This window comes from Pseudomonas sp. 05T35 (assembly GCF_056396605.1).
Genome location: NZ_JBFTLU010000541.1, coordinates 1 through 2,654 on the forward strand (window position 1 = coordinate 1; position 2,654 = coordinate 2,654).

Annotated in this window: 3 protein-coding genes; all 3 read left to right on the forward strand. The window is 58.1% G+C overall.

The annotated features are described in order from the left end of the window. The coding region (locus tag AC1DH9_RS26860) for an alpha/beta fold hydrolase (RefSeq protein WP_477809118.1) at positions 1–756 on the forward strand (756 nt) is incomplete at its 5' end. 13 nt (positions 757–769) lie between these two features. Then, a complete protein-coding gene (locus AC1DH9_RS26865; RefSeq protein WP_427537452.1) occupies positions 770–1,723 on the forward strand; it encodes a D-2-hydroxyacid dehydrogenase family protein in 954 nt (317 codons plus the stop codon). A 647-nt stretch (positions 1,724–2,370) separates the two neighbouring features. Next, positions 2,371–2,654 (forward strand): glycogen/starch synthase (locus AC1DH9_RS26870; RefSeq protein WP_477809119.1); only part of this gene is annotated, 284 nt, incomplete at its 3' end.

Genomic DNA, 2,654 nt, shown 5'->3' on the forward strand with positions numbered 1-2,654 from the left:
GCCCTGAGCGATGCTGGCTACCGGGTAATCGCCCCGGATCAGATCGGCTTCTGCACCTCCAGCAAACCGGAAAACTATCAATACAGCTTTCAGCAACTGGCGAGCAACACCCACGCACTGCTGACCAAACTCGGCATTCAAAAGACCAGCTTGCTGGGCCATTCCACCGGCGGCATGCTTGCGACCCGTTATGCGCTGCAATATCCCGAGCAAGTCGAGCAACTGGCGCTGGTCAACCCCATTGGCCTGGAAGACTGGAAAGCCCTCGGCGTACCTTATCGCACCGTCGATCAATGGTATGACCGCGAACTCAAACTGTCCGCCGACGGCATTCGCAACTATGAGCGCAGTACCTATTACGCTGGTCGCTGGAAACCTGAATTCGACCGCTGGGTGGACATGCTCGCCGGCCTGAACAAGGGGCCGGGTCATGCTCAGGTGGCTTGGAACTCCGCGCTGATCTACGACATGATCTTCACCCAACCGGTGTTCTACGAGTTCAAGAACCTGAAAATACCGACCTTGCTATTGATCGGCACGGCCGACACCACGGCCATCGGCAGCGACATTGCGTCACCTGCGGTCAAGGCCAAAATTGGCCATTACGACGTCCTTGGCAAACAGGTCGCACAACTGATTCCACAATCGACGCTGATCGAATTCCCCGGTCTGGGTCACGCACCACAAATGGAACAACCCGCACAATTTCATCAGGCGTTACTTGGCTGGCTGGCCAAGACCACGCCAACCCTTTGAAGAGGCAATGCTCATGGCTGTACAGATTGCGGTGATCGATGACTGGCAGGACGTGGCCCGAAACGTGGTGGATTGGTCAGTGCTGGAGGGGATCGGCAAGGTCAGCTTTTTGCATGATTACCCTGCCGACCACGCCACACTGAGCGAGCGCCTGCGATCCTTCGAGGTGATTTGCGTGATGCGCGAGCGCACGCTGTTCGACGAAGCACTCCTGCGCAGCCTGCCCAGACTCAAACTGCTGGTCACCGGAGGCATGCGCAATGCCGCCATCGACCTCAAGGCCGCCGCCGCGTTGGGGATTCAGGTCTGCGGGACCGACAGCTACAAACAGGCGGCGCCCGAATTGACCTGGACGCTGATCATGGCCCTGACTCGCAATCTGCTCGCAGAAGCCAACGCCCTGCGGGCCGGTCACTGGCAACAAGGCCTCGGTGGCGACCTGTACGGCAAGACCCTGGGTATTCTGGGCCTGGGCAGCATCGGCAAACGAATCGCCGAGTTCGGTCAAGTGTTCGGGATGCGCGTTATCGCCTGGAGCGAAAACCTCACCGCCGAGCGCGCAGCCGAAGCCGGGGTTACTTATGTCAGCAAGCGCGAACTGTTCGAACAAGCCGATGTGCTATCGATCCATCTGGTGCTCAGCGAGCGCAGCCGGGGCCTGGTCGATGAACAGGCACTCGGCTGGATGAAACCGTCAGCGTTGCTGATCAATACCGCGCGCGGACCGATCGTCGATGAAGCCGCATTGATCCAGGCCCTTGAACGGAACCGTTTGAAGGGCGCAGCGCTGGATGTCTTCGAGCGGGAGCCATTAGCCGTCGACCATCCGTTTCGGACATTGCCCAACGTACTGGCCACGCCGCATGTCGGCTATGTCAGCGAGCAAAACTACCGGCTGTTCTTTTCACAGATGATTGAAGATATTCAAGCCTGGACAACTGGCCATTCGATCCGGCTGTTGAATTAGGCCACAGCGTCCCGACCCACAACTTGTAGCAGCTGGCGTAGCCTGCGTTCGGCCGCGCAGCGGTCGTAAATACTGACGACTCGGTGAGCCTGACACACCGCAGGGAATGGTTTCACGACTGCTTCGCAGCCGAACGCAGGCTGCGCCAGCTGCTACAGGGTTGGTGGTGCCTGCTTCTGCAAGTTGTTCGCACCAATAGGGTGCGAGCGGCGCATTGCCACGCCCCACTCTCTGGCAACCTTCTCCCTGTTTTTGTGCCTTGGCTGCGAAAGAACCTGCACTTCGTCGGTGCGGGCGCGGCTTATTGAGCCCGGAAATCGTGACGTCAGACCGATTGTCGAACAATTTCAAATCGTCACACACCCCGCTCTACGTTCTGACCTAGACTCCATTTCGTGACTGGAAACCGGCCGGTCATTTTGTGGGGAAAAAATCGAAACTTTCTGCCGAAGCAACAGGTCAGGTTAAAGGTGGGGCCGCAGCGACTGGTGCAATCCTTGCAACAACCACTACAGCCTCTGAGATTCAGCGCATCGACCAGCGTTTGCTGCTCCTTGCGTAGCGCTTTTGCGCCCGGCCACGGGAACTGGCCGCCTGCATCATTGGGGTGAGATGCCTGAAACAGATCAATAAAACGGGAGAAACACATGAACAGTGCCGCTTTAGAAATCCAGGGAGAGCGTTCTCACCAGCAAGTCGGCGAGCCGACCTCCATGTCGGTTCTTGCCCCGGGTGCGAAAACGGTACTGCCCGCTCCACGTCAGAATCCAAACAAGAAGAAAGTGTTGTTTGTCACCTCGGAAATCGCCGACCTGGTGAAAACCGGTGGCCTGGGTGACGTTTCTGCCGCATTGCCCCGAGCCATGGCCCATCTGCACGATGTCCGGGTGCTGATTCCCGGTTATCCGCAAGTGATGCACAGCGAAAACCC

Excerpts from the sequence above, each read along its gene's own strand:
- AC1DH9_RS26865 (WP_427537452.1), top strand. The coding sequence starts at position 770 with ATGGCTGTACAGATTGCGGTGATCGATGACTGGCAGGACGTGGCCCGA.